This is a genomic window from Pseudomonas sp. GV071 (assembly GCF_003050835.1).
Lineage (GTDB): Bacteria > Pseudomonadota > Gammaproteobacteria > Pseudomonadales > Pseudomonadaceae > Aquipseudomonas.
In genome coordinates this window covers 1-24616 of the sequence record NZ_QAOJ01000014.1, presented here as the reverse complement: position 1 = coordinate 24616, position 24616 = coordinate 1, and the positions used below count along the sequence as shown (strand labels likewise).

The window sequence follows — 24616 nt, the reverse complement described above, 5'->3', positions numbered from 1 at the left end:
AAGGCATGTTGCATGGCTTGAGACCAACGCAATACACACCGGCGATTACCGGTGTCGTAGGCGCGGAAATAATGTAACCAGGAACACTAACTTTTGTATACAAAAAATATGTAGCGCAGGCGACACCTACATCAGCGTCTTGGCCAACGTGGCGGCCGAGAGCAGCACCAGCACACCGCCAATCAGCAGGTGCAACGACATCGGTTTGCGGCGGAACAACACCTGCCCCGCCACATTGCCCAGCAGCGCCGGCACCAGCAGGCTGGCGGCCAGGTGCAGGTGTTCCAGGCTCAGCACCTGCAACCAGCACAAACTGGCCAGGGCCAGCACATCGCTGACGGCAAAAAACACGATCGCGGTGCCGCGCACGCTGACGGCAGACAGCCCACTGCGCAGCAGATAAACGACGACGGGCGGTCCTCCGGCGGAGGCCATGGCGGTCACCAAACCGGAGACAAAACCCGCCGGTATTGCCCACCCCGTCGCCACCGGCCGGCCCGCTACCGGCTGACGGAACAGCACCAGCAGCCCACCCAACAGGCACAACAGCGCTATCACCGGCGCCATCCACTGTTCCGGCAAACGCGCCAGGGCCAGCGCGCCGACCGGCACCGCCAGCAGCATGCCGGCGAGCAGACGCAGGCCAATACCGGCATCGAAGGTTTTCCGCGCCCCTGGCCAAAGGCTGACGCTACAGACCAGATCCAGCAGCAATACCACCGGAATGGCCACGGCCGGCGGGCTGACAGTGAGCAAACCCAAGGCCAGCACCATGGAAAAACCAAAGCCGCTGTAACCGCGCAGCAGGCCGGCGGCAAAGGCCAGAATCAACAGCATGTCAGGAGCCCCTGGTGGTGGAGGGCTGACTCTAGGGTGGGGACAGAGCGCGGCGAGAGAGCCAGTTAAGCGGGGCGGTTGAGCCAGGCTTCAGCCTCGATTGCAGCGCGCACCATTTAGGATCAACAGACAATATGCGCACCAATAAGGAGCAGGTAAAAAGCTCCAGCGCCGAGCCAAAATCCTGATCAATACGCCAACAAATTCCCCACACCAGCCACCTTCAGCCTTTCATCGCACTACTTCGGCGCAAAAGGCACGGCTATTGCTCTAGCCTGCGACAACCCGAATTCACTAAGAACTTGATGAACGCACCTGTCCCCCCTGCCCTGTTCACTCCCAGCTGGTACGCCGAGCTGGAGCTGGCCTATGCCCGCCAGGGCGACAGCACGCGACCGGTGATGCGCCGCCATCAGGGCCCGCTGCGGGTGCAAAAGCACCTGTACGCCGAAGGCCCCGAGGTGTGTCAGCACATCATCGTTCACCCGCCGGGCGGCATTGCCGGTGGCGACCGTTTGAACATCAGCGTGCAGGTGCAACAACAGGCCTGGGCGCAGCTCACCAGCCCCGGCGCCGCCAAATGGTACCGCGCGGCCGGGCCGGCGTATCAGCAGCTGGATATCCAGGTCGCCCCTGGCGCCACCCTCGAATGGCTGCCGCAGGAAACCATCGTCTACTCCGCCGCCCAGGCCGAACTCACCACCTGCATCGAGCTGCAGGGCGACGCCCGTTTGCTGTACTGGGACATGGTCGCCCTCGGCCGTCCGGCGGCCGGTGAACGTTTCGACAAAGGCCACTTTCAGGCCCACCTGAATATCCGCCGCGACGGCCAGTTGCTCTGGCATGAACGCCAACGGGTGGTCGGTGGCGATGGCCTGCTCGACTCGCCCATCGGCCTGGACGGCAACCCGGTGTTCGCCACCCTGTTGATCACCGGCGATCTCGACCCCGACTTACTCGAACACTGCCGCGAACTCTGTGCCGGGCCCCATGCCCGGGTGCGCGGCGACCTCAGCCAATTGCCGGGCCTGGTGGTGGCACGCTGCCTCGCCGTCGAAGCACTGCACGCGCGGGCCTGGCTGATCGACCTCTGGCGCTTGCTGCGTCCGGCCCTGTTGGGCCGCGCCGCCGTACCGCCGCGAATCTGGAGTACCTGACCGATGGACCTGAGCCCACGCGAGAAAGACAAGCTGCTGATCTTCACCGCCGGCCTGGTGGCCGAGCGCCGTCTGGCGCGCGGGGTGAAGCTCAATTATCCGGAGGCCATGGCCTATATTTCTGCGGCCTTGCTCGAAGGCGCGCGCGACGGTCGCACCGTGGCCGAGCTGATGCATTTCGGCACCACCCTGCTCACCCGTGACCAGGTGATGGACGGCATCCCGGAGATGATTCCGGACATTCAGATTGAAGCGACGTTCCCCGACGGCACCAAACTGGTCACCGTGCACCAGCCCATCGCCTGAGAAAAAAGAAGAGAGCCCATGATTATTCGCGACGCCGTCTCGGCCGACCTGCCCGCCATCCGCGACATCTTCAATGACGCGGTCCTCAACACCACCGCCATCTGGATGGACGGCGTGGTCGACCTGGCCAACCGTGAGGCCTGGTTTGCTGCCCGCGCGCAGCAGGGTTACCCGATTCTGGTGGCCGTGGATGAAGCCGATGCAGTGGTGGGTTACGCCTCCTATGGCGACTGGCGCCCGTTCGATGGCTTCTGCAACACCGTCGAACACTCGGTGTATGTGCGCAGCGATCAACGCGGCAAGGGCGTCGGCCCGCTGCTGATGCAGGCGCTGATGGCGCGCTGCAAAGCGGGCGGCAAACACGTGATGGTGGCGGCTATCGAAAGCGGCAACGCCGCCTCGATTCGCCTGCACGAGCGCCTGGGTTTTATCACCACCGGGCAGATGCCCCAAGTGGGCCGCAAGTTCGGCCGTTGGCTGGACCTGACTTTTATGCAACTGATCCTGACCCCTGAAAGGAGCGCGCCATGATTCCCGGTGAATACCAGATTCAGCCTGGCGAGATCGAACTCAACGTCGGCCGGCGCACCGCCACGGTGAACGTTGCCAACAGCGGCGACCGGCCGATTCAGGTGGGCTCGCATTTCCACTTTTTCGAAACCAATGACGCCCTCACCTTCGACCGTGCAGTGGCCCGTGGCATGCGCCTGAATATTCCGGCCGGCACGGCGGTGCGCTTCGAGCCCGGGCAGTCGCGGGATGTAGAGCTGGTGGAGTTGGCGGGCGGGCGCCGGGTGTTCGGCTTTGCCGGGCGGGTGATGGGCGATCTTTAAAACCCTCTCCCCAGCCCTCTCCCGCAAGCGGGCAGAGGGAGCAGACTCCCCTCTCCCGCGCGCGGGAGAGGGGCTGGGGGAGAGGGCTGACGTTTACACAGAAGCACTTCTGGGAAACCGATTATGAAAATCAGCAGACAAGCCTACGCCGACATGTTCGGCCCCACCGTTGGCGACAAGGTGCGCCTGGCCGATACCGAACTGTGGATCGAGGTGGAGAAAGACTTCACCGTCTACGGCGATGAAGTGAAATTCGGCGGCGGCAAGGTGATTCGCGATGGCATGGGCCAGAGCCAACTGTGCGCGGCCGATGTGGTCGACACGGTGATCACCAACGCGCTGATCATCGACCACTGGGGCATCGTAAAAGCCGACGTCGGCCTCAAGGGCGGACGCATCGCGGCCATCGGCAAAGCCGGTAACCCGGACATCCAACCGGAGGTGACCATTGCTATCGGCGGTGCCACCGAAGTGATCGCCGGTGAAGGCATGATCCTCACCGCAGGCGGCATTGACACCCACATCCATTTCATCTGCCCACAGCAGATCGAAGAAGCCTTGATGAGCGGCACCACCACCATGATTGGTGGCGGCACCGGACCGGCCACCGGCACCTACGCCACCACCGTGACGCCAGGGCCCTGGCATATGGCGCGCATGCTCCAGGCCGCCGACGCCTTCCCGATGAACATCGGTTTTACCGGCAAGGGCAACGTCAGCCTGCCGGAGCCTTTGATCGAACAAGTGAAAGCCGGCGCCATCGGCTTGAAGTTGCATGAAGACTGGGGCACCACCCCGGCTGCCATCGACAACTGCCTGAGCGTGGCCGACCAGTACGACGTGCAGGTGGCGATTCACACCGACACCCTTAACGAGTCGGGTTTCGTCGAAACCACCCTCGGCGCGTTCAAGGGCCGCACCATTCACACCTACCACACCGAAGGTGCCGGTGGCGGTCACGCGCCGGACATCATCAAGGCCTGCAGCCTGCCCAACGTGCTGCCCAGCTCAACCAACCCGACCCGGCCGTTCACCCGCAACACCATCGATGAACACCTGGACATGTTGATGGTCTGCCACCACCTGGACCCGAGCATTGCCGAAGACGTGGCCTTCGCCGAAAGCCGCATCCGCCGCGAGACCATTGCAGCCGAAGACATCCTGCATGATCTGGGCGCGTTCTCGATGATCAGTTCCGACAGCCAGGCCATGGGCCGCGTTGGCGAAGTGATCACCCGCTGCTGGCAGACTGCCGACAAGATGAAAAAACAACGCGGTGCGCTGCCCGGCGATGGTGCTGGCAACGACAACTTCCGGGTTAAACGCTACATCGCCAAGTACACCATCAACCCGGCGATCACCCACGGTATCAGCCATGAAGTGGGCTCGATCGAAGTAGGCAAGTTCGCCGACCTGGTGCTCTGGCGCCCGGCGTTTTTCGGAGTCAAACCGACCCTGATCCTCAAGGGCGGGGCGATTGCCGCCAGCCTGATGGGCGATGCCAACGCCTCGATCCCGACGCCACAGCCGGTGCACTACCGCCCGATGTTCGGCAGCTACGGCGGCATGCTGCACGCCACCAGCCTGACCTTCATCAGCCAGGCGGCGATGGACCTCGGCGTGCCCGAGCAGTTGGGCTTGAAGAAGCTGATTGGTGTGGTGAAGGGTTGCCGCACCGTGCAGAAAAGCGACCTGATCCACAACGACTACACCCCGCAGATTGATGTAGACCCGCAGACCTATCAGGTGAAAGCCGATGGGCAATTGCTGTGGTGTGAACCGGCGGAAGTGTTGCCGATGGCGCAGCGGTATTTTTTGTTCTGAACCAGGCCGCTAGCCCTCCCACCGTCATCCCAGCGCAGGCTGGGATCCAGACTCTTGAAGTGGAACGCGAGACCGAGTCCCATCCAACATTCTGGGTCCCAGCCTTCGCTGGGATGACGAGGTATGGTGGGATGGCAGTGTTAGGCCGGTTACCCCGTTACTCTCGGCTCAACCGCAACAACGCCTCGCAATCCTCGGCATACCAATCGGCCAACTCCGGCCACAGATTCTCCGGCACATTCACCAGCACCGTATGGGTGCCCGCCGCGCGCCCGCTGTCGAGGTCGAAGCGGTAGTCGCCGACCATCACCATCTCGCTCGGCGCCACCTGCCATTGCTCAGCCAGATGCAGCAAACCACCCGGATGGGGTTTGGGCGGTGCTTCGTCGCGGCCGAGAATATCCACCGTGGCAAAACAATCACCCAGGCCGATGGCCTCCAGAGTCAGGAGCGCCAGCGAGTGGGCGTTGCGGGTGAGGATGCCGAGCTGATGCCCACGTTCGTGCAGCTCACGCACCAGCTCGATAGCGCCTGGCGCCGGCTGCGCATTCAGGGCCAATTCGCGCTCGTGCTCCATCAGCCAGGCATGTTTGGCGGCGGCCACGTCGGCCGGCAGTGCGGCGAGGTGGTGGAGGATGTCGTCTTCGGCAGGAATTTCCAGGTGCCGGCGAATGGCGGCAAAGTCATGCACGGCGATGGTCAGGGTGCCGTCCATGTCGAACACCCAGTGACGGATCGGGGCCAGGCTCATCGGTTAACTCCAGCGACATAGAAAGCCCTGGAGTATACGGGCGAGACGTCAAAAACATCGCGGCTGAAGCCCCTCCCACAAGGGACTGCATTTCCATGTGGTAGAGGGGGCCCTCGATTCACACACAGGGGCAAGCGCTCTTGTGGGAGGGGCTTTAGCCGCGATTCCTGCAAACGCAGAACCTTAATAGGTCAACGTCATGATCACGTTGTCCTGATAGGCCCCCGACGGCACGTTGTTCTGCGTCGGGTCGATCGTTGCATCAAAGGTGAAGTTCTGCCCCAGCCCTGTGCCGAGGAACGCCATCGGCTGCGTGGTGCTCCACACCACCGTGGTGTTGGGTTGGTAGATGTTGTAGCGCATGCGATTGACACCGCTGGCCATCTGGCGCCAGGGCGCTGAGTAGTTGCCGCCGCTGTCGAAACTGACGCTGAAGCCTTCGTTGTTGGTGCAGGTGACGTTAACGGTCTGGGTGAATTTGCTGAACTGGTTGACCAGCGCTTTGCTGCCGAAGTCGACATCCAGGCTGGCGGTGTTGATCAGGCAGGACTTGGTCACCACCAGGGTCAGGGTGGCGCTGGTCAGTACCCCCGTGCCCCAGTTGGTCGGGTCACCGCAGAGCTCCAACACCACCGTTACGCACCCTTGCACCAACCCTGGCGAGCGGCTCCAGGCGCAGGCCCCGAGCACGCCGGCATCGCAGATGGCGTAATACCAGCGAAAGCTGACGGTTCCGGTATAGGTGCCGGCTTGCACATTCGGGCCTAGCGGCACGGTGAAATACAGGGCGATACCATTGCTGCCGCCGCCCAGCGACAACACGGTGAGTCCGGTGGCGGTGCCGGTCACACCGTTTTGCAGGGGCGCGCCGCCCTGGGTGGTACTGACGGTGTAGGGAATCGAGTAGCCGCCATTGGTCAGGTTCAGGCTGGCCGTGTCGAGCATCAGGCGGACATAGGAGCCCGACAGCAAGGCCAGCCCGCCGGTGCAACTGATGCCGGCGGCACCGTAGTTACCCACCGTGGAGGTTTGCAGCGCCAGCGAGCTGATGGTGCCCAGGCTGACGTTGGTACCTGAGGTCACGCAGGCGGCCTGGGCCAGGCTGCTGCCGCCCACCAGCAGCACACATAGTAAGCACTGCCGCGCTCGCCTCCATAGCCTGCCCATTCCTTGCTGTGTTGCGTGCATGCAGCACTCCTTGCTCAGGGTTCAGCGGCAGGTCAACGGACCCACCAGGCTTACTTCGTCATCGGTTTTAGGCAAGGCAAACGCCGCCCCGCATTGCTGGCCATCGGGCGTTGTCACGTGCAGTTGGTTCTGTGCCTGCAAGCCTTCGAAATACACCAGCCCGTCCCAGCCAACGAAGGCGCGCAGGCCGGTGCCGACCACAGTCACTTCACTGCCACGGGGAATCACTTCGCCGCGCGAATCGATCAGCACGATGCTGGCGGCCACCACCTGTTTCAGGTCGAAATTGAGCAAGGCGCCGCTGCCCTGGTGCACGGCGATTTTGTTTTCCACTTGCGGTACACGCATGTTGGCCGGCAGGCCGAGCGGATCGATCTCGTACTGGCCGCCGTAATACGACGGCACCGAAGGCACCAGCAGGTGGCCATTCTTGTTGGTGTTACCCATCAGTTGATGCTCGAAACTCACCGGTACATCGCTGACGCCGTTGGTGCTGATCAGCACAAAGGCATCGTCGACGCGGTTGCCGGGGAAGATGTCGCCGTCCATGGCGATCAGCGAACCGGTGACATCGCCCCACTGGGTCAGGCGGCCATCGTCGCGGTATACCCCGCCTTGCATCTGGGCATAGGGCGTGCGCCAGGTCAGGTCGGCCTGTTCGTAGGTGCTGTCGCCGGTGGCGTAACCGAGGTTGTAGCCCACCCCGCCACTGGTGGGCGGTGTGCGGCCGAAGTTGACCCGCTCGCGAAATTTGCCCTGGGTGTCGCGCTCGACGCTGGCGCTGAAGGTGGAGCGCACGTCGAAGGGAATGATCAATTGCATCACCGCCGAATAACCTTCGCCATCCAGGTCGCGGTTCATGGCCACGTACATGCTGCTGTTGCCCCACAGGCTGCGCGACCACGACAGGTTGACCAAGCGGGTGCGCTGGCCGTCCATGGTTTCACTGGAGAAATAACCGATGCCGACGTTGCCGACATTGCCCGGAGGGCTGAAGGAGAAGGTCACCTGATCGCTGGTCTTCGCCAGGCTCAGCTCATCCCGGCCAGCATCCAGCGCACTGAGCATGCTGATGTCGACAAACTCTTCGTTGCGCTGCACATGCTGGGCGCCAAAACCGAAGGCGGTGGAGTAGTAGCTGTAACCGATATTGGTCTGCTGCCCCTGTTTGCCGTCGTACTGGCTTTGCGCGACCGAGGTGCTGAGGGTGCCGACATTGCCCAGGCCAATGGTCGCACCGACGCCACCCAGGCGCAGTTCCTCGCCGACTTCGGCGTGGGTTTCCGCGGTGAAATAATCGCTCAGGCCATAACGGAAGGTGCCGCTGGAAACCTCGGTGCCGTAGGAGAAGTTCTCCTGCCCGTAGTCTTCACGGATCTTGCCCACCGACAGCGAATAGTCGTAGAGGTCTTTTTGCAGCAGGGAGTTGGTCACGTAGAACGGCACATCGGTGGCCACCTGGCGGCCGAGGGCATCGGTGGTGACCACTGTGGCATTCCCGGCGCCACTGATATAGGGCACGTTGCTGACGGTATAAGGGCCGGGGTTGAGCTGGTCGCTGCTGACCTTGGCGTTGTTGATAAACAGGTCCACCGACGTCGGCACCGCCGCTTCGCCGGTAAAACGCGGCAGCGGGTAGGTGATCAGGTCCGGGCGCAGGGCGAAGTTGCGCGACACCTGCACACCGCCCAGGCGCACGGCGCTGTTCCAAGTCAGCGCACCGGTGATCAGGTCACCGGCCATGTAGCGGGTCATGGTTTCCTGGTTGTTGTAGCGCCAGTAGGTGTCGTAACGCATGTAGCCATCCTGGTCGGCGCCCAGGTCGTTGAAGCTGTGGCGGTACACGCCGGTGTTGCCCAGCACCCCGGCACTGCCGAATACCCGCTGTTCGAGGAAGCTGCTGAGGTAGTGGCTGCTGTCTTCGGTGTCGTTGTAATAGGCGTCGTAATTGAACAGTAAGCCGAACGAACTTTGCGCTGGCACTTCGGCGTACACCGAGCGGGTGCCGACTTCCTGATTGGGTAGCCAATCACTGGGCAGTACCAGCTTCAGGCGCTGCAACTCCTGGTCGTAGCTGAACTGCAAGCCGGTGATGGTATCCAGCGCCAGCTCGCCGCTGGCGCCTTCGGGCAGGTGCACACCGACGGCGAGCAGGTCTTCGCTACTGACGAAGTAGCGCTCGCCGCGCACGGTCACCTGGGCTACGCGATCACTGGGCAATTCATTCACCACCAACTCCAGAAACAGGGTGTATTCGGCCGCCGTCGCACTTGCCTGCACGCCTTCTGACGGGGTAGCGATGGGCTCAGCCGGCGCTGTAGCGGCAGGTCGCATCCGCGCCCCCGGCAGCGAATCCGGCGGCACCGCGACGCCCGGCAATGTCGGCGCCGAGGCCGGCAGTGGCGCCGCCGCCATGGCATCGCGCAGTGGCCAGGGCATCGCACTCGCTGGCTGCGAATCGGCCGGCGCAGCGACGGCAGGTATTTCGCCAGTCGGCGCCGCCGTATCGGTCGACGCGGCGGCCAACAGCGCATCACGCAACGGACCGGACATAGGCTTCACCTGGTCGGCAGCCAGCAGGGGCGGCCCGGCCCCCAGCAGAAGTAACGCCAGCAGCACGAACGCCGGGTGCACGAGGCCGGCGCATCGCCTGCATCGCGATGGCGCTTGCTCTTCCCTGACGCAGCGCACTCGACTCTCCGGCTGTCAGTGCGAAGAAATGGGCTGAATATCAGCCAGCTCATTTATTCGCGCCTCCAGGGCAAATGAGTCACCCGCCACCGAGCCGGGCAACTCCCAGCGCATTCGCGCTCCGGGTAACACGTAACCGAGCAAACCTTCGGCAATCACGGTTTTCTGCGCGCCCTGCTTCACCGCCACACTGGCCAGGCGGGCATGCGCCGGCCCTTGGTTGTTGAGCAACAGGTAGCGCTTGCCGCCCTCGTTTTGTACCTGGAAGCGCAGGTCCGGTTGCAGCAGTTGGATGCCCGGGGTGGGCTTGGCGGCCGCGCTGGCCAAGCCGGCGCCATCGCCAAAAACAAACAGCGGCACGGAGTAACGCATCTGGAATTTCACCCCCAGGGCCGCGTCCGTTTTAGCGTCGGGGGGCAACAGTTCATCCACCAGCACGCGGAAGGTCTGCTCGGTAGCAGCCGGCACCGGCTGCATTTTCATCAGGCGAATCATCTGCCGCTTGCCCGGCTCGATGGTCACCGCCGGCGGGCTGGCCACCACCGTGCGCTGGGCATTGAGCTGATCGCCATAATTGGCCTGCCCCCAAGCCAGCACCCGAATCTGCAAACTGATGGACGCCTGCCCGCGGTTCTCCAACCACAACGCCGCTGCTTTCTGGCCACTCTCGATCTGCGGGTTGATCGGCCAGATCAGCACCGAGCTGGCGGCCTGAGCGAGCCCGCACTGGAGCATCAGCAGCAGGGCCAGGGTGGGCAGAATCCGGCAACGATTCCATTCAGGCATGGGTGGCTCCTTGTCTTTTTCTCGCCTTAGTAGGTGATGGTCACCGTCACCGTATCGCTGTAAATCCCCGCCGATGGCATCGGCGTAACCGCAAACAACCGCGCAAATACCGGGTAGGCGACGGTGGCGGTGCCCGCGGGAAAGGTCAGACTTTTCACCGTGCCGCCATTCGTGCCGTTACCCCAAATGGTAGTACCTGCGTCCTGATAGAGCTGATAACGCAGGGTTTCCGCGCCTTTGATCAGTAAACGTCCGCTGGCGATGCTGCTGGTATTGAGGCCGGAATTGAGGCCGATGGTCAGCGATGTACCCGGCGTGCACTGGAGCAAAATGGAGCCGGCGCCGGTGGTGCTGGTGACGTCGACATTGCTTGGTAGCAGGCTGACCTGGCCAAAGTTGATGCTGCCGAAGGTGGTCACATCGGCGCCGCCGGAACCGAGAATGCAGCCATTGACGATGGCAGCCTTGACCAGGAATGGCTTGTTGATCGGCGTGTCGTTGACGCCGGTATCCGCCCAGCTGCTTGTCGTAGCCAGGCACAGCCATAGCGCCGCAATCCGTCTCTTGCAGGGGGGCCGGCGCATTACCAACTCACCGTTACGGTGATGGTGTCGGTGTAGGTGCCGGGGGTGGGCGCGGCCTGTTTCGGCACGCGGCCAAACACTTGCAGGTATTGGTCGGCGCCGGTGCCGGTGCCGGTGACGCCAGTGGTGTTGTCCCAGACCGTGGTGTAGGCCGCCGAGGTGTAGAGGTTGTAATTGATCTGCGCGGCGGCCGGGCCGGTCATGCGCCGTGCAGCCACGTTGCCGCTACCACCGGCACTGAGCAGCACCCGATAAGGGGTGTTGAGCAAACAGTTGATCCGTAGTGAACCGTTGCCGACCGAACTGGTGGCCGATACCAGCGTGTTGAGGGAAAAGTACGTACCGAAATTCAGGGTGCCGAACTGTCCGAGGGTAGCCGGCGCCGTACTGCCCGCACTGCACGCCGGCAGGACTTCGGCACTCAAGCCGATGGTGGCGGACTTGGTGACGCTGAGGGCGACCGGGCTGCAACCGAGCAGACTCAACAGCAGCAGCCACGTCCTTGGAGTAGTGCGAAGGCAACGCATGGCAATACCTGGCAGTGGAGAGGTACATCCGTGTCGCGTTGGTGACAAAACCCTCGTGGTGACCCGGTTAACCGCTGGGTATCAGCGTTACCAGGTAATGGTGACTTGCACCGTGTCGGTGTAGGTACCGGTGGCCGGTGTGGTCTGGTTGGGAACCCGGCCGTACACCACCATGTCCTGGTTGGCGCCGTTGCCGACACCAGCCAGCGCCGTGCCACCGTTGGTGCCGTTACCCCACGGGGTGATCCGGGCCGCATCCTGGTACAGGTTGTAGAGCACATAGTTGCCGCCGCTGGCCATCCGCCGCTGCGTACCGGTGCTGTTCAGCCCGGAGTTGAGGGCCACGCTGTAGTTGGTGGCGTTGGCACATTCGATACCGAAGGAGCTACCGGCGCTGGCGCCCACCGACTGCGCGTCGATGTTGTTGGCCAGGCTTGGGTAGGAGCCGAAGGTGATGCTACCGAAGTTGTTGGTGGTGGCGTTGCTGGTGCCGTTGTTCACGGTGCAGCCGGCGCCAATGATGATCTGGATGCCCAGTTGACCCTGCACGGTCCCCGCCGCTTCGACGTTCAGAGCAACGGGGACAAGCAGCACGGCAGGGAACAGCAGAAAGCGGCGTTTCATCTCAGATAACTCCTACGAAATTAGTCGCGTATTCACGCTTGATTGCAACTTAGTAGAAATTCGACCGCTTTCAAAACAACTTTATGGCGTCAACTATCAATCATTGATTCTGTGTAATAGCGCGGGTTTCACGTAAGTGATTGTTCTATGTACCGAGCAGTTAATTTTGTAGGAAATATTAGTAAGACTATGTAGCCAATGTCTTACATAACATTCCGCTGGAAAGATCCGCTGAAAAACCAGCGAGGCGGCGAATTCAGAGGCCTTAGAGGCCGACTAACGGCAAAATGCCATGCCAGATAAACGATTGTGCTAGCGGGTTTTTTAGAGATTAAGTCGGTGAACCAAGCGGAGACGGTAGTTCAATTACTTATAGCCAATCGCACTATCTTCAATTTCAAATCTGTTTTTAAACGAGCAAGTTGGCGTAGGGGTGATTGTTCGAAATGGGTTGGGGCTGGAATGTATGGCCAACTTCTGATGCTGCGGCGAACACCGCTATTGAACGCTTCCTGACGCCAACCTACCGCCAGTCTTCGCGCACGCGGGTTAGCCCTTCCTGCGCCACCGAGGCCACCAACTGCCCGGCGCGATTGAAGATGCTGCCACGGGCAAACCCGCGACCATTGCCTGACCATGGGCTGTCCATGGCATACAGCAGCCAGTCGTCCATGCGCAGGTCGGCGTGGAACCACAGGGAATGGTCGAGGCTGGCCACCTGCATAAACTTCTGGAACACCGAGACGCCGTGCGGCTGCATGGAGGTGGTCAGCAAGTTGAAGTCCGAGGCGTAGCCGAGCAGGTATTTGTGCAACTGGCGCTCATCCGGCAGGGTGCCGTCGGCGCGGAACCACACGTACTTCACCGGCTCACGCACCACCGGCTCGTAGGGATTGCCGCTGGTGACCGGGCGAATCTCGATGGGTTTCGGGCTGGTGGCGCGCTCCAACATGCGGGCAGGAATAAACGCGGCGGCTTCGCCTGCCAGCTCGGTTTCCGAGCGGAAGTTTTCCGGGCCGGGGACATCAGGCATCTGGATCTGGTGACTAAGGCCTTCCTCGTCATTCTGAAACGAGGCGCTGCAGGTAAAGATCGGCGCGCCCTTCTGGATAGCGGTCACCCGCCGGGTACTGAAACTGCCGCCGTCGCGCACGCGGTCCACTAGGTACACCACCGGCAGGCTGGCATCACCCGGGCGCAGGAAATAACCGTGCAGCGAGTGCACATGGCGCTCGGCTTCCACGGTCTGGCTGGCCGCCGATACGCATTGGCCCAGTACCTGGCCACCGTAGAGCTGGCGAAAACCAAGGTCCTGGCTGACGCCACGGAACATGTTTTCCTCGATCTGTTCCAGGCTCAGCAAGGCCACCAGATCATCGAGTAATTGGCTCATCGGTTATTCCTCATCACGCATTTATTCAGGCTGGCGAAATGGTAAAGGCTTTGCCCGCTGCTGTCGGCCTTCACGGCAAAAAAGGCCGGTGACCATCAGTCCAAGCTTGGCGGCTTTTGCGCCAACCACTGCGCTCGGTTGATGCGATACAGCACATGCTCGCGCAGGGGATGGCCACCGGGCAGGTTCGGGTGCTGGAAGTCATCGGCGGGGTCACGCTGCATACCAATCTTCGTCATTACCCCACGCGAAGCCTGGTTGGCCGGTACGGTGAAGGCCACCACTTCGGCCAACTGCAAATGGTCGAAAGCGAAGGCCAGGGAGGCCCGCGCCGCTTCACTGGCAAAACCCTGGCGCCACTGCGAACGGGCCAGCCGCCAACCGATCTCGATGGTCGGCGCCGAACCTTTGCAAAACGGCGCCTCAAAGCCCACCACACCCAGACCGGTAAAACCGATAAAGGCGCCGTTGTCCTTGCGCTCCAGGGCCCACAGACCAAAGCCATGTTCAGCCAAATGGGCGTGCACCCGCTCGATCAAGGCAGCGGCTTCGGCAGTGCTTTGGGTACCTGGGAAATAGCGCATCACCTCGGGGTCAGCGACCATCGCGGCGAACGGCGTCAGGTCGTCGTCACGCCAGCGGCGCAGCAGCAGGCGTTCGGTTTGCAGTTCCAGCGGTGCATTCATGGCAACTCCTGTCTGGTGCTTGGCTTGAGGTCGCCCAGCCTGGCGAGGATACTGGCGACCTCTTTTACCTGGTTGAGTGTATGCGTCTGCCCCTGGTCTATCACGACGACTACAGCCCGCCCTTTCCGGCCGACCATCGTTTTCCGATGGAAAAATTCCGCCTGCTGCGCGAGCACCTGGTGGCCAGCGGCCTGACCACCGATGCCGAGCTGCTGCGCCCGGAGATCTGTCCGGCGGAGATTCTCGCCCTCGCCCATGAGCCTAGCTATATCGAGCGTTTTCTCAGCGGCGAGCTCAGCCGCGACGAGCAGCGCCGCCTCGGCCTGCCCTGGAGCGAAGCCCTGGCGCGGCGCACCGTGCGTGCAGTCGGCGGCTCACTGCTGACCGCCGAACTGGCGCTGCAACACGGCCTGGCCTGCCACTTGGCCGGCGGCACGCACCACGCCCATTACGACCATGCCGCTGGCTTTTGTATCTTCAATGACCTGGCGATCATCAGCCGTTATCTGTTGGCAGCCGGCCGTGTGCAGCGCGTGCTGATCTTCGATTGTGACGTGCACCAGGGCGACGGCACCGCGCGGATATTGGCCGACACACCCGAAGCCATCACCGTGTCGCTGCACTGCGAAAAAAACTTCCCGGCGCGCAAGGCACAAAGCGATTGGGATATTCCGTTGCCCATGGGCATGGGCGATGCCGACTATTTGAAAGTGGTCGACGACACCCTCAATTATTTATTGCCGCTGTATCAGCCGGACCTGGTGCTGTATGACGCCGGGGTGGATGTGCACAAGGACGATGCCCTCGGTTACCTCACCCTCACCGACCAGGGTCTGGCCGAACGCGATGAGCGCGTGATCCGCCACTGCCTGGGCCGCGATATTCCAGTGATGGGCGTGATCGGCGGCGGCTACGACAAAGACCGTTTGGCGTTGGCCAAGCGTCACGGAATTCTTCATCACAGCGCGAACCGTGTCTGGTCAAGCCAGCACTAAACGCACTTTTCAAGGCACAAGACACCCATGTACCACGGAGAAAAATTCAACGCCTGGACCCACCTCATCGGCGCCGTCCTGGCCACCATCGGCGCCGTCTGGCTGCTGGTGCTGGCCAGTTTCACCGGCGATGCCTGGAAGATCGTCGGGGTCGCCGTGTATGGCGTCACTCTGGTGCTGCTCTACAGCATCTCCACGGTCTACCACAGCGTCAGCGGGCCAAAAAAACGCCTGCTGCAAAAGCTCGATCACCTGTCGATCTACCTGTTGATTGCCGGCAGCTACACCCCGTTCTGCCTGATCACCCTGCGCGGCCCCTGGGGCTGGACGCTGTTCGGGATTGTCTGGGGCCTGGCGCTGATCGGCATGTTGCAGGAGATAAAACCACGCTCGGAGGCGCGGGTGCTGTCGCTGATCATCTATGCAGTGATGGGCTGGATTGTGCTGATTGCGGTCAAACCACTGATCGCCGCGCTGGGCATGACCGGCTTCAAATGGTTGGCCGCGGGCGGCGTGCTGTATACCGTGGGCATCATCTTCTTCGCCAACGACAGCCGCTTTCGCCACTGGCACGGCATCTGGCATTTGTTTGTGATGGCCGGCAGCTTGCTGCACTTTGTCGCCATCCTGTTTTACGTGTTGCCTGGCCAGCACTAACCCACCGACAGGAGTCTGCCCCATGTCCACCGTGCATATCGGTCTGATCGGCGACTACCACGCCGACGTCATCGCCCACCAAGCCATCCCCAAAGCCCTGGCCCTGGCCGGTGCAGCAGTGGGCGTGCACGTCGAACCGCAGTGGCTGGCCACCGAGAGTTTGCCGGGGCACAAACACCTGGCCGAATACCACGGTCTGTGGGCAGTGCCAGCGACGCCGTACCGAAGCATGGACGGCGCGCTGTTCGCCATCCGCTATGCGCGGGAAAAGCAGGTGCCGTTCTTTGGCAGCTGCGGTGGTTTTCAGCACGCGCTGATCGAGTACGCCCGCTCGGTACTGGGCTGGGCCGATGCCGAACACGCCGAAACCCACCCCGAGGGCGAACGCCTGGTGATTTCCCCGCTGAGCTGCGCGCTGGTGGAAGTCAGCGGCGCTATCGAACTGGCGCCCGGCTCGCGACTGGCCGAAGCCTATGGCCAACTGCACATCACCGAAGGCTACCACTGCCGCTACGGCCTCAACCCGGAGTTCGCCCAGGCCCTGGCCAGCGGCCCGTTGCGCATCACCGCCCGGGACGACCAGGGCGATGCCCGTGGCATCGAACTGGCGGAGCATCCGTTCTTCGTCGGCACCCTGTTCCAGCCGGAGCGAGCTGCGCTGCAAGGCGAGCTGCCACCGATCATCCGCGCCTTTATCGAAGCGGTGGCCGAGCAACCGCTGTGATCACGCGCCTGGCTGCTCGGGTAGAATGCCGCGACTTTTTTCTGTAGCTGCCTCCATGACTGCCTCCTCACCGTCCTCCCCTCCCGTCGTCATCATCGGCGGCGGCCCCGCCGGCCTGATGGCCGCCGAGGTCTTGGCCCTGGCCGGGGTAAAGGTCGAGCTGTTCGACGCCATGCCTTCGGTGGGGCGCAAGTTCCTGCTGGCCGGGGTTGGCGGCATGAACATTACCCACGCCGAAGCCAAGTCCGCGTTTGTCGGCCGTTATGGTCCACGGGCCGGCGAGCTCGGCGAGCTGCTGCGCGACTTCGATGCCGAACAGTTGCGCGCCTGGATTCATGGCCTGGGCATCGACACCTTCGTCGGCACCTCCGGCCGGGTGTTCCCCACCGACATGAAAGCCGCGCCGCTGCTGCGTGCCTGGCTCAAGCGTCTGCGTGAACACGGCGTCGTTATCCACACCCGCCAGCGCTGGCTGGGCTGGCATGCCGATGGCCGCTTGCGCATTGCTGGCGCCGATGGCGAACAACTGATCGACGCGCGTGCCACGGTATTGGCCCTCGGCGGTGGCAGTTGGGCGCGGCTCGGTTCCGATGGTGCCTGGCAGCCACTGCTGGCCGAACGTGGGGTGCCGCTGGTACCACTGCAGCCGAGCAATTGCGGCTTCGAAGTGGCGGCGTGGAGCGCGGTGTTCCAGGACAAATTTGCCGGCGCGCCAGTGAAGTCCTGCGCCATTGCCCTGCCCGGCCAGCCGCCGCGGCTAGGGGAATTTGTGGTCACCGCGCACGGGGTGGAAGGCAGCCTGGTGTACGCCCTCTCGGCACCGATCCGCGAGGCCATCAATGCACACGGCAACGCCACCGTGCACCTCGATCTGCTGCCGCAGAAAACCCCGGAACAGGTGCTGGCCCTGCTGCATAAACCGCGCGGCAGCAAATCCCTCAGCAACCACCTGCGCAGCGCCCTCGGCCTGGACGGTGTACGTGCCGGCCTGCTGCGCGAACTCACCGATGCCGCCACCTTCACCAACGAGGCGAAACTGGCCCAGGCGATCAAAGCCCTGCCCCTGACCCTGGTGCGCACCCGGCCGCTGGACGAAGCCATCAGCAGCGCCGGTGGCGTGCCGTTCGAGGCGGTGGATAAGCGGTTGATGCTCACGCAACTGCCCGGTGTGTTCTGCGCCGGCGAGATGCTCGACTGGGAAGCGCCCACCGGCGGCTACCTGCTTACTGCCTGCTTTGCCAGTGGCCGTGCAGCGGGCTTGGGTGTGTTGGCCTGGCTCAACCGAGCAGAAATGGAACTATCGTGCTAGATTCGCTTTTCCCCTCTTCCGCACGAGGTTGCCATGTCCCTGACCTTCCGCCCTGCCCGCCCCGATGACGCCGACGCCGCCATTCCGCTGATCTATAGCTCAGGTCCGGCCGCCTTCGATTACGTGTTCGGGCATAGCCAGGTGCAGGATTTTCTCCGCCAGGTATTTATCGGCAACAGCGGGCAGTTCAGCCATCGCCAGCATTGGGTCGGTGAGCTGGAAGGCCAGGTGGTGGTCACCGGCACCTTGGCCAGCGCCGACGCCAACCTCAGTAACATGCTCGCCGCCACCTGGCAGATTCTGCGTTTCTACGGAGTGCGCCTGGCTGTCGGGGTTATCCACAGGGGCCTGCAGATGGAACACCTGATCAAGCCGCCGCAAAAGGGTATGAGCTACCTCGCCCACCTCGGCGTACAACCGGGCCTGACCGGCCAGGGCATTGGCAGCCAGTTGATCGACTATTTCCTCAAGCTGGGCTGCGCGCGTGGCTTACCGAAGGCGGCGCTGGACGTCTCCGCAGAAAACCCATTGGCGCAGGCGCTGTATGAGCGCCTGGGTTTTCAGGTGATCGCCCAACGCATCTCCACCCTCCCCGGCGTGCCCGATCACCACTACATGGAACGAGCGGGTGGGTCGAACTTTTAAAGCATCGCGGCTGAAGCCGCTCCTACCCGGCCTCGATTCCTGGAAACACAGCCCAGGCGGCGATCACTTCAGGTACCACCCCCACGGCTCAGTGCCGATGTACTCGGTAACCTGCTTCACTTCCAGATAGTTATCCAACCCCCAGCGCCCCAACTCGCGGCCGATGCCGCTCTGTTTCATTCCGCCCCAGGGCGCCTGGTTGAAGGTGGGTTGTGAGCAGTTGACCCAGACGATGCCGGCGCGCAGCCCATTGGCCACCCGCGTGGCACGCTGCGGGTCAGCGCTCATCACCGCGCCGGCCAGGCCGAAGCGGCTGGCGTTGGCCATGCGGATGGCGTCTTCCTCGGTGCTGAAACGTTTCACGCAGAGCAGCGGGCCGAACACTTCTTCGCGCCAGATGATGCTGTTCTCCGCCGGCTCGTCGAAGATCGTCGGCTCAATAAAATAACCACGTTCCAGGTGCGCCGGGCGCTTGCCGCCGGTGAGCAATTTGGCACCGCTTAGTTTGGCCTGTTCGACGAAGCCGATGACTTTTTCCAGTTGCCCTTTGCTCACCAACGGCCCAAGCAATACCCCCTGCTCCAGGCCGCTGCCGATGGTAATGGCGCGCGCCGCTTCCACCAGGCGCTCGAGCAATTTGCTGGCGATCCCCTGCTGCACCAGCAGACGCGAGGTGGCGCTGCACACCTGGCCCTGGTTCCAGAAAATACCGAACAGAATCCACTCCACGGCGGCGTCGATATCGGCATCGTCAAACACGATAAAGGCCGACTTGCCGCCCAGCTCCAGGCTGATGTTTTTGATATCGGCAGCGGCCGCCGACATGATTTTCGCCCCGGTCGGCACGCTGCCGGTGAAGGCCAGTTTATCCACCTGTGGGTGCTGACTCAGCGGGCTGCCGGCATCGCCGCCAAGGCCGGTGACGATGTTCAAAACGCCCGCCGGCAAGCCGATCTTGTCGGCGGCAGCGGCCAGTTCCAGCGCGGTCAGCGGGGTCAGTTCGGAGGGTTTGAGCACCACTGTCGCGCCTGCCGCCAAGGCCGGGGCGACCTTCCACGAAGCCATCAGTAACGGGTAATTCCAGGGAATGATCTGCCCCGCCACACCAATCGGCTCGCGGCGGATATGGCAACGGAAACGCTCGTCCGGCAGGGCTAGCGGCTCATTCTGTTGCTGGTCGAGTTCACGGGCCAGTTCGGCGTAGTAACGAAAGCAACCGATGGCATCGCCGATGTCCCATTGCGCTTCGGGTAGCGGCTTGCCGTTGTCGCGTACCTCAAGCAACGCCAGGGCGTCCTGGCTGCCTTCCAGTTCACTGGCCAGCGCCTCCAGCCAGTCGGCGCGTTCGGCGCCGGTGGTCTGCCCCCAGCCATTGTCGAAGGCGCGGCGGGCGGCGCGCACGGCGTGGTCGATGTCTTCTTCGGTGCCGGCCGGCACCCGCTGGATGACTTCCTCAGTGGCCGGGTCGAGGCTGTCGAAGTAGCCGCCCAGGTCCGGATTTACCCATTGGCCGTTGATATACAGCTGATCGCGCATGGCTCTCTCCTTCAGGCGGCTCGGCGGCCCTGCAGATAACGGGAGGTGAACAGCAGCGCCAGCGAGGCGAGGATGATCACAGTGGAGATGGCATTGATCTCCGGGGTGATGCCCCGACGGATCGACGAGAAGATGTAGATCGGCAAGGTGGTTTCCGAGCCGGCGACAAAAAACGCGATGATGAAATCGTCGAAGCTGAACGTGAACGCCAGCAGAAAGCCGGCCAGAATCGCTGGCGCTATCTGCGGCAAGATCACCCGCCAGAAGGTCTCCAGCGGCGGCGCATACAGATCGGCCGAGGCTTCCAGCAGGGCTTTGTCGAGGGCATCGACGCGGGTGCGGACAATCACCATCACCAGCGCCATGGTGAACAGCGAGTGCGCCGCCACCACGGTGAAAAAGCCCATGCGCAGTTTCGGCAGGCCCAGGTTCAGCGCCGCCAGCAGCGGGTTGAACAGGTCGAACAAGGTGATAAAGGCGATCAACGTGGCAATGCCGATGACGATGCCGGGCACGATGATCGCGCAGTAGGTCAGGGCATCAAACACCATCCGCACCCGCCCGCTGACGCGCTGCAAACCGAACACCGCCAGGGTGCCTAACAGGGTCGCCAGCAACGCCGAACACAGCGCAATCAACGCACTGTTGCCCAGCGCTTCCATGATGAACGGGTTAGCAAACGCACGGCCGAACCACTGCGTCGAGCAGCATTCGAACGACAGCCCACTGCGCCCGGCGTTGAAGCTGAACAGCATGATCAGCGCGATGGGCGCGTAGAGAAACAGGTACACCGAGGTGGAATAACCCCGTAGCCACAGAGCCTTGTCATTCATCTCAGAGCATCCCGTCTTGCTGGCGGCCGCCGTAGCGCGCCACCAGTTTCAGATACACCGCGATGATCGCCAGCATCATCGCCACCAGGGTCATCGCCACCGCGCTGCCGAACGGCCAGTTGCGCGATTGCAGGAACAGGTCGACCAGCGCGTTGCCGACAAAAAACACCTTGCCGCCGCCGAGAATCGCCGGAATCAGGAACTCGCCCATCAGCAGAATGAACACCAGCATCACCCCGGTGATCACCCCCGGCGCCGACAGCGGCAGGGTCACCCGGCGGAAGGTTTCGAAGGCGCCGGCGCCCAGATCGTGCGACGCCTCCAACAAGCGTTTATCGAGCTTCTCCAGGCTGACAAAAATCGGGAACACCATCAGCGGCAGATAGCCGTAGACGATGCCGATCAGCACCGCCGTTGGCGTGTTGATCAGGCGCACGTCATCGAGACCTAGGCTGGCCAGCAGCGCCGGAATGCCTTTGCCGCTCAAGATGAAAATCCACGCATAGGTGCGGATCAGAAAGCTGGTCCAGAACGGCACGATCACCAGGGTCAGCAACAACGAGCGGTTGCGCTGCACCTTCACCGCGAGGAAATACGCCAGCGGGTAAGCCGCCAGCAGACACACCAAGGTGCCCAATGGCGCCAGCACCAGGGTGTTGCTGAACGCCGCCGCACGGGAGGCCAGGTTGAGGTAATTGGCGAAGGTGAACGCCGGGGTGTAACCGCCCACTGCGCTGCGCTCACCGAGGCTGAACAGCAGGATCACCACCAGCGGCATCAACAGCAGCAGCACGAACCACAAGGTTGAGGGCAACAGCAGCAGCCAGGTGATACGCCGGCCGAGGCTGGGCGCAGGTTTGGGCGCAGCGGCAGCCACTGCAGGCAGCGGCGTGCTAACGGCAATGTTCATCGGGGAATCCTTGGGCATAAACGGATCTTTTTTTGCCAGCACATTCGGTGTGGGAGGGGCTTTAGCCGCGATGCTTTCCAAAGATCAAGAGCATCGCGGCTAAAGCCCCTCCCACAGGGACCGAGGTTTGCGTTAGGCGGCTTTAAACCGCGCCATCAATTCCGCCCGCACCGGGCTGGTAAGGGTGGCTGCCGCGCCGAACTCCAGGGTGCTGAGCAGTTCAGCCGCCGGGTACATGATCGGGTCGCTGAGCATTTCCTTGGGCAGCAAGGCGTCCACACGTTTGTCGCCGCTCGGATAGCCGTGGGCCTCGACTTCCAGCTTGTTCACCTGTGGGTTGAGCAGGAAGTTGATAAAGGCGTAGGCCGCGTCACGATGCTCGGCGTCTTTGGGAATGGCGAAGAAGTCGCTCCACAATTCGCCACCTTCCTTGCCCAGCGTGAACTGCAGGTTGGGCAAGTCGCGGTGCAACTGCGAGCCGTCGCCGGTCCAGCACATGGACATCCAGGCATCGCCGCTGCGCATGCTCGGCTGGTAGTCGGAGTTGATGGCGAACAGGTGCGGCTTCACGTCGATCAACAGCTTCTCGGCGTCGGCCAGCTCTTTTTCATCCAGCGAGTTGAAGCTGTAGCCGAAGGATTTCAGCGCGTTGCCGATGGCAGTGAGTTGGTAGTCGTGCACCATCACCCGACCGGTTGCCGGGCCTTTGGCCAGCTCCCAGAACTCTTTCCAGGATGCCGGTTTGCCTTTGATTTTTTCGCTGTCGTAAACGAAGCCGGTGGTGCCCCAGTTCTTCGGCACGGCATACACCTTGCCGTTGACGATGCCCTGTTCCATGAAGCGTTTTTCGTAGGACTTGGGATCGAAGTTGCTCAGTCGGGTGAGGTCCAGCGGCTCGATCAGGCCCAGCTCCACGTAGGTGCTGATGGTGTAGTTGGTGGGTACGAACACATCCCAGCCGCTGCCACCGGCCTGCAACTTGGCGAGCATTTCTTCGTTGGAACCGAACACGCTCATCTGCACCTTGGCACCGGTCTGGCTGGCGAAGGCTTCGAGGTTGGCCGGGTTGTGGTAATTGGGCCAGGTGGCCAGGGCCACGCGGTCGCCAATCGAACCTTTTTCGGCGGCGAAGGCGTTGTTGGTCAGGATGCCGGGCATGTTGCTAGCGACAACGGCGGCGGCTACACCCAGGCCGGTACGGCCCAGAAAGTCGCGGCGAGTGATCGAACCGTTCTGCCAGCTACGCATTGTTTTAATAAAGTCTTTTTTATCCACAGTGCTTCCCCTTAAACGTGTCGGTTAGTTATTGGTGGACCTGCCGAACTGCGCCTATCAAAGTCCCATCGCCAGGCCATTGGCCTGGTCCCAGCCGATCTGCACGGCGGCGCCGTGTTCGAAACTCGCCTGGTGGTGTTCCCGCACCCGCGGCACTCGCACACAGACGATGCCAAAGGGTTCGGTACGAACGCGGTACTCGGTGAGGTTGCCGAGGTAGATACGGTCTTCCACCTGACCGTTGAGGGTCACCTCGCGGCCCAGCGGCGAGTTGGCCGCGCCGATGCTGATCAGCTCCGGGCGCACCGCAATGCAGCCTTCGACCTGGGCGCTGAGGGCCTTGCCGCTCGGGCTGCGCGGGCTGGTCAACTGCAGGCCCTGGGCGGTTTCCAGCACCACCGAGTTGCCATCGACGCGGCGTACCGTGCCGTTGAACAGGTTGGACTCGCCAATGAAGTCGGCCACGTAGCGGCTGGCAGGGGTTTCGTAGAGTTGTTCGGGGGTCGCGGTCTGCACGATCAGGCCGTCCTGCATCACGCTGATGCTGTCGCTCATCGACAGCGCCTCTTCCTGATCGTGGGTGACCAGCACAAAGGTGATGCCCACTTCACGCTGCAAGCGCAGCAGCTCGGACTGCATTTCCTTGCGTAGCTTGCGGTCCAGCGCCGCCAGCGGTTCGTCGAGCAGCAGCACCGTGGGCTTGTTCACCAGGGCGCGGGCCAGGGCTACACGTTGTTGCTGACCGCCGGAGAGCTCGCTGGGTTTGCGTTGGCCGTAGCCGCTGAGGCGGACCATCTCCAGGGCTTCATCGGCCAGGCGACGTTGTTCTTTTTTATCCGGGCGCGGGTTCTGGTAGCGCAGGCCGTAGGCGATGTTGTCGGCCACGCTCAGGTGCGGGAACAGCGCGTAGCTCTGGAACACCATGTTCACCGGCCGCTGGAACGCCGGCACCCCGGCCACCGAACGGCCGGCCAGCAACACCTCTCCTTCGCAGGGTTGCTCGAAGCCGGCGATCATCCGCAGGGTGGTGGTTTTGCCGCAGCCCGAACTGCCAAGAAACGAATGGAAAGCGCCACGGCGCACCTGAAAGCTCACACCGTTGACCGCCGGCGTGGCGCCGTAGCGCTTCACCACCTGACGGAACTCGATATCGAATGCTTGGCTGGAATCGCTCACCGCTCGCCCCTTGTACTGGTTCTTGTGCGTGTGAGGGGAAACTAGCAATGGGGGTTTGGGGGCGTATATATCCCTTGGGGGATAGAGGTCGGTTTTGCGACCTGGGCGCGGGGTTGGCGTTTCCTTGGGATGTGGCGGTGTTCTGCTTTACCGCGGGTGCTGAGCGTTTTGTTTCGCACCTTACGCGCGAGTTTCTTTTTTCAGTCGTCGGTGAGCCGAACCATAAAAAAAAATCCAAAAAATCTTGCCCCAACCTCGGCCCTACGCTGCGCTTCGGGTCCCCTTGTAAGCTAAATTCAACCTGCTTCAGACCGTGGTTCCCTTTGGTTACGAGACCGTGAGGGAGCATGGGTCGAAGCAGGTTTCTCT

The 24616-nt window shown here is 62.5% G+C and carries 25 protein-coding genes; 10 read left to right on the top strand and 15 right to left on the bottom strand.

Annotated elements, in window-relative coordinates; all coding sequences use genetic code 11:
* Nucleotides 1–126 precede the first annotated feature (126 nt).
* Complete coding sequence (locus C8K61_RS22690) at nucleotides 127–837, bottom strand: sulfite exporter TauE/SafE family protein (protein WP_108098578.1); 711 nt, start codon at nucleotides 835–837, stop codon at nucleotides 127–129.
* Between the two features lie 305 nt (nucleotides 838–1142).
* Between C8K61_RS22690 and C8K61_RS22685 the strand changes: the two genes are divergently transcribed.
* The 5 genes from C8K61_RS22685 (at nucleotide 1143) to ureC (ending at nucleotide 4957) form a co-directional block, all read left to right on the top strand.
* Nucleotides 1143–1994, top strand: a complete 852-nt coding sequence (locus tag C8K61_RS22685; protein WP_108098577.1) for an urease accessory protein UreD — start codon at nucleotides 1143–1145, stop codon at nucleotides 1992–1994.
* 3 nt (nucleotides 1995–1997) lie between these two features.
* Nucleotides 1998–2300: an urease subunit gamma gene (ureA, locus tag C8K61_RS22680; RefSeq protein WP_108098576.1), complete on the top strand. Its 303-nt coding sequence runs from the start codon at nucleotides 1998–2000 to the stop codon at nucleotides 2298–2300.
* Between the two features lie 18 nt (nucleotides 2301–2318).
* Complete coding sequence (locus C8K61_RS22675; protein ID WP_108098575.1) at nucleotides 2319–2831, top strand: GNAT family N-acetyltransferase; 513 nt, start codon at nucleotides 2319–2321, stop codon at nucleotides 2829–2831.
* Nucleotides 2828–3133, top strand: coding sequence for an urease subunit beta (locus tag C8K61_RS22670; protein ID WP_108098574.1), 306 nt, complete (start codon nucleotides 2828–2830; stop codon nucleotides 3131–3133). Before C8K61_RS22675 ends, C8K61_RS22670 begins: the two co-directional genes overlap by 4 nt.
* A gap of 123 nt (nucleotides 3134–3256) precedes the next feature.
* Complete coding sequence (gene ureC / locus C8K61_RS22665) at nucleotides 3257–4957, top strand: urease subunit alpha (RefSeq protein WP_108098573.1); 1701 nt, start codon at nucleotides 3257–3259, stop codon at nucleotides 4955–4957.
* A 157-nt stretch (nucleotides 4958–5114) separates the two neighbouring features.
* On the opposite strand, the gene C8K61_RS22660 is transcribed toward ureC, so the two are convergent.
* The 9 genes from C8K61_RS22660 to C8K61_RS22620 all read right to left on the bottom strand — a co-directional run bounded on the left by C8K61_RS22660 (nucleotide 5115) and on the right by C8K61_RS22620 (nucleotide 14187).
* Nucleotides 5115–5708: an HAD family hydrolase gene (locus tag C8K61_RS22660; protein ID WP_108098572.1), complete on the bottom strand. Its 594-nt coding sequence runs from the start codon at nucleotides 5706–5708 to the stop codon at nucleotides 5115–5117.
* Between the two features lie 183 nt (nucleotides 5709–5891).
* Complete coding sequence (locus tag C8K61_RS22655; RefSeq protein ID WP_158272534.1) at nucleotides 5892–6833, bottom strand: spore coat protein U domain-containing protein; 942 nt, start codon at nucleotides 6831–6833, stop codon at nucleotides 5892–5894.
* Between the two features lie 84 nt (nucleotides 6834–6917).
* Complete coding sequence (locus C8K61_RS22650; protein WP_256589524.1) at nucleotides 6918–9530, bottom strand: fimbria/pilus outer membrane usher protein; 2613 nt, start codon at nucleotides 9528–9530, stop codon at nucleotides 6918–6920.
* 72 nt (nucleotides 9531–9602) lie between these two features.
* Complete coding sequence (locus C8K61_RS22645; RefSeq protein ID WP_108098570.1) at nucleotides 9603–10373, bottom strand: molecular chaperone; 771 nt, start codon at nucleotides 10371–10373, stop codon at nucleotides 9603–9605.
* A 26-nt stretch (nucleotides 10374–10399) separates the two neighbouring features.
* A complete protein-coding gene (locus C8K61_RS22640) occupies nucleotides 10400–10957 on the bottom strand; it encodes a spore coat U domain-containing protein (RefSeq protein WP_108098569.1) in 558 nt (185 codons plus the stop codon).
* A complete protein-coding gene (locus C8K61_RS22635; RefSeq protein WP_108098568.1) occupies nucleotides 10957–11484 on the bottom strand; it encodes a spore coat U domain-containing protein in 528 nt (175 codons plus the stop codon). Before C8K61_RS22635 ends, C8K61_RS22640 begins: the two co-directional genes overlap by 1 nt.
* Nucleotides 11485–11571: 87 nt before the next feature.
* Nucleotides 11572–12108, bottom strand: coding sequence for a spore coat U domain-containing protein (locus tag C8K61_RS22630; RefSeq protein WP_108098567.1), 537 nt, complete (start codon nucleotides 12106–12108; stop codon nucleotides 11572–11574).
* A gap of 523 nt (nucleotides 12109–12631) precedes the next feature.
* Entirely contained in the window at nucleotides 12632–13501 is an 870-nt protein-coding gene (tesB, locus tag C8K61_RS22625; RefSeq protein ID WP_108098566.1) for an acyl-CoA thioesterase II, read from the bottom strand.
* A gap of 95 nt (nucleotides 13502–13596) precedes the next feature.
* Entirely contained in the window at nucleotides 13597–14187 is a 591-nt protein-coding gene (locus C8K61_RS22620) for a GNAT family N-acetyltransferase (protein WP_108098565.1), read from the bottom strand.
* Nucleotides 14188–14267: 80 nt separating this feature from the next.
* Here C8K61_RS22620 and C8K61_RS22615 point away from each other — a divergent pair, with 80 nt between their 5' ends.
* The 5 genes from C8K61_RS22615 to C8K61_RS22595 are packed head-to-tail and all read left to right on the top strand — an operon-like array spanning nucleotide 14268 to nucleotide 18517.
* Nucleotides 14268–15182: a histone deacetylase gene (locus tag C8K61_RS22615; protein WP_108098564.1), complete on the top strand. Its 915-nt coding sequence runs from the start codon at nucleotides 14268–14270 to the stop codon at nucleotides 15180–15182.
* 27 nt (nucleotides 15183–15209) lie between these two features.
* A complete protein-coding gene (locus tag C8K61_RS22610) occupies nucleotides 15210–15839 on the top strand; it encodes a hemolysin III family protein (RefSeq protein ID WP_108098563.1) in 630 nt (209 codons plus the stop codon).
* A gap of 22 nt (nucleotides 15840–15861) precedes the next feature.
* Complete coding sequence (locus C8K61_RS22605) at nucleotides 15862–16563, top strand: CTP synthase (protein WP_108098562.1); 702 nt, start codon at nucleotides 15862–15864, stop codon at nucleotides 16561–16563.
* Nucleotides 16564–16618: 55 nt separating this feature from the next.
* Nucleotides 16619–17872 (top strand): TIGR03862 family flavoprotein, encoded by a 1254-nt coding sequence (locus C8K61_RS22600; protein ID WP_108098561.1) that lies wholly within the window; start codon nucleotides 16619–16621, stop codon nucleotides 17870–17872.
* 33 nt (nucleotides 17873–17905) lie between these two features.
* Entirely contained in the window at nucleotides 17906–18517 is a 612-nt protein-coding gene (locus C8K61_RS22595) for an N-acetyltransferase (RefSeq protein ID WP_108098560.1), read from the top strand.
* A gap of 63 nt (nucleotides 18518–18580) precedes the next feature.
* Here the strand turns inward: C8K61_RS22595 and C8K61_RS22590 are convergent, their stop codons facing one another.
* From C8K61_RS22590 to C8K61_RS22570, 5 genes are all read right to left on the bottom strand, one after another.
* A complete protein-coding gene (locus C8K61_RS22590) occupies nucleotides 18581–20053 on the bottom strand; it encodes an aldehyde dehydrogenase family protein (RefSeq protein WP_108098559.1) in 1473 nt (490 codons plus the stop codon).
* A gap of 11 nt (nucleotides 20054–20064) precedes the next feature.
* Entirely contained in the window at nucleotides 20065–20871 is an 807-nt protein-coding gene (locus C8K61_RS22585) for an ABC transporter permease (protein WP_108098692.1), read from the bottom strand.
* 16 nt (nucleotides 20872–20887) lie between these two features.
* Nucleotides 20888–21796: an ABC transporter permease gene (locus C8K61_RS22580; protein ID WP_108098558.1), complete on the bottom strand. Its 909-nt coding sequence runs from the start codon at nucleotides 21794–21796 to the stop codon at nucleotides 20888–20890.
* Nucleotides 21797–21928: 132 nt separating this feature from the next.
* A complete protein-coding gene (locus C8K61_RS22575; RefSeq protein WP_108098557.1) occupies nucleotides 21929–23071 on the bottom strand; it encodes a PotD/PotF family extracellular solute-binding protein in 1143 nt (380 codons plus the stop codon).
* Nucleotides 23072–23128: 57 nt separating this feature from the next.
* Nucleotides 23129–24247 carry an ABC transporter ATP-binding protein gene (locus C8K61_RS22570; protein WP_108098556.1) on the bottom strand — a complete coding sequence of 373 codons (1119 nt, stop codon included), beginning with the start codon at nucleotides 24245–24247 and terminating at the stop codon, nucleotides 23129–23131.
* Between the last annotated feature and the right edge of the window lie 369 nt (nucleotides 24248–24616).